Consider the following 2739-nt stretch of genomic DNA (forward strand, 5'->3'; position numbering starts at 1 on the left):
CTCACCGACCGTGATGTTGAGATAGATTTAGTAGTACAAAGACCGAGCTTGCCACTTTGTCTGATTGAAATTAAGTCAACCGACCGGGTCAGCGAAAACGACGCAAGCGCCCTAATTCAGTTTAGTAAGGATTTTCCCGGCGCGCAGTGCCTACTTCTGTCTAGGGATCCAGTAGCTCAGATGATCGGCGCTGTTCGCGCCTTGCCGTGGCGGCAGGGAATCGATGAGCTAACTAAAATCTGAGTGGTTTTTTGACTCTGTCGGCATTGGGACAACGCCAAAGTATGTGCAACCAACGTTAGCTGGATAAGCAAACTGCACTACCTGAGTACATAGTTATGTTGGTTGGCCTCCTTCTTGCTTTGCCTGCCGAACCTTTTGAACTCCAAACCTGGAGTTCACTTTTTCACCTGCGGAGTGTCGGATGCACAAGCAGAAGCTAAAAAACGTTTTGAAGAAATTTGAGGAATACTTGATTGTCGACCGCGGACTTGCGCGAACCACAGTCGAGGGATACTCACGCAGCTTAAGTAATTGAGCACTACTGCAGGCAGCGCGGTTTCACCATCCGCCTGGGTAGACCAAAGAAACCCAAACGCGTCATCAAGGGCGTGCTAACAGAATCCGAGGTTTCGCGCCTAATCCAGTCGTCAAAAAACATCCGCGAAAAGGCGATGATATGTTTAATGGCGTATTCTGGTATGAGGAACCGAGAAATTTGTAGTCTCCGGGTTGGTGATGTTGATCTTGGCTCAAATCGAGTGACCGTGAGAGCTGGCAAAAACAACAAAGACCGAATTATCAATATTTCTTCCGAATGCACATTAGTCTTGATCGATTACCTTTGATTCGTCATTCGCTCGCAAAAAATCTATCAGGTAAGCGATCAACGCGACTGCCAGGCTTCATCCGTAATTAGTCGTGCGCCACGCTTGGAAAAAACATAGCTCCACACCCACTGGAGCAGTACTGCCACACGATTTTTAAATCCAACCAAATACAAGACGTGAATTAAAAGCCATCCTAACCAAGCCAGCAAACCCGAGAGGCGTACCTTACCCGCCTCAACCACTGCCTTCTTTTTACCAATGGTGGCCATCATGCCCTTGTCTAAATAGTGAAAGCTTTGAGCCTGCTGACTCTTTAGTAGCTTAGCAATATTCTTCGCTGCGCATTTTCCCTGCTGGATTGCAGCCGGCGCCAAACCAGGTACAAATTTACCCGGAGATGCCTCGACCGCTGCCATGTCACCTACGACAAAGACCTCAGGAAACTCGGGCAAAGACAGGGTCGGCGTGACCAGGATCCGTCCTGCTCGGTCCTGCTTTTGCTGCGGCGTAAATTGTAACTTTGACGCCTCCACTCCCGCCGCCCAAGATACACAATGCGAGGGGATAAAGGTTCCATTAGCGATCACGCCCTCAGGACCGACGTTCTCCACACGCGTAGAGGTTAGTACCTCAACACCTAGAGCTTTCAGATCACGCTCAGCTTGCCGCGAGAGCTCATCTGAGAATGCAGATAACACACGCGGCCCAGCCTCGATCAATACGACCCTAGCCTGGGATGGGTCGATGTGATGGAAGTCATCGACGATCACAGTTTTACTGATCTCAGCCATCGCTCCCGCAAGTTCAACACCGGTTGGGCCAGCACCAACGACGACAAAGGTTAGATAGGGGACACGCTGCTCCGGATCAGGGATGTTCTCCGCCCTTTCGAATGCTGCTAAATACCGGCGTCTGATTTCGGTGGCATGCTCTAGCGTTTTAAGCCCGGGCGCGAACGGTTCCCACTCAGGGTGACCAAAATAGCTATGTTGGGCCCCACACGCGACTATCAGATAGTCGTAGACTATCTCAACAGTCGTGTCCGGAGCCAAGCTTGTGTCACAGGCTGTGACATATTTATCCTTTAAGTTTACACCGGTAACCACTCCCCAGTGCACAGCGACACGATCGGCATTGGTGAACTGCGATCTGATTGGCATGGCGATGTCAGACGGATTTAGCGCGGCGGTCGCCACCTGATAGAGCAGTGGCTGAAACACGTGGTGATTCTTCTTGTCGATCAGAATCACCTGCACTCCCGGCTGATGGGCGAGCGCTTTGGCTGCGTTGAGACCGGCAAATCCCGCGCCAATAATAAGTATAATTTTGTCACCGTCGGTAGTTGCAGGATGGACATATCTAACCGTCATACGGGCTCCTCAACGACGCGGACTGTGGCCTCTAGCGAAAGAATACGCCGCGCAAGCATGGTCCTCGAAACGATTGTCACCGCCAGTAGCGCTATCCACACATGGACCAAAGGCACTATGGCGCTGGAACATAATAAAAACAGCGTGTAGGCAATTCCGGTCTCACCGCCCTCTGCCAAGCCGGCAGCAAGACGGAGTCCACGATTATCCACTCGATGTAGCCGCCGCTTTTCTTCCAGTGCCCCAAGAGCCAGCGCACTAGTAATGCACAGGATGTAAAGCGACAGAACGAGGGACCACTCCCATCGAAGTGCGGGGAAGGCCCTCATAAATGCAAGCACCATGAGCGTGTTGGCGGCCATGTCACAAACAATATCGAGATAAGCGCCAAATTCACTCGTCTGCCCTGTCGCCCGCGCATATATGCCATCGGTACCGTCAAGTAATCGACTCGCCCACCACAGAGTTACCGCTGCTAGGGGCATTTCCCGGACACAAAAAAGACCCGCCAACGTAGCTAGCGCGAGTCCAAGGAGGCT

At 51.8% G+C, this 2739-nt stretch carries 3 protein-coding genes; 1 reads left to right on the plus strand and 2 read right to left on the minus strand.

Annotation, left to right across the window (positions count from 1 at the left end):
• Nucleotides 1–533: 533 nt before the first annotated feature.
• A complete protein-coding gene (locus tag FJ146_19865) occupies nucleotides 534–848 on the plus strand; it encodes a hypothetical protein (protein MBM4254229.1) in 315 nt (104 codons plus the stop codon).
• A 38-nt stretch (nucleotides 849–886) separates the two neighbouring features.
• Here the strand turns inward: FJ146_19865 and FJ146_19870 are convergent, their stop codons facing one another.
• Nucleotides 887–2200 (minus strand): NAD(P)/FAD-dependent oxidoreductase, encoded by a 1314-nt coding sequence (locus tag FJ146_19870; protein ID MBM4254230.1) that lies wholly within the window; start codon nucleotides 2198–2200, stop codon nucleotides 887–889.
• Nucleotides 2197–2739: CDP-alcohol phosphatidyltransferase family protein (locus FJ146_19875; GenBank protein MBM4254231.1), on the minus strand; the 543-nt coding region annotated here is incomplete at its 5' end. The genes FJ146_19875 and FJ146_19870, both read right to left, overlap by 4 nt.

This window comes from Deltaproteobacteria bacterium (assembly GCA_016874735.1).
Classification (GTDB): domain Bacteria; phylum Bdellovibrionota_B; class Oligoflexia; order Oligoflexales; family CAIYRB01; genus CAIYRB01.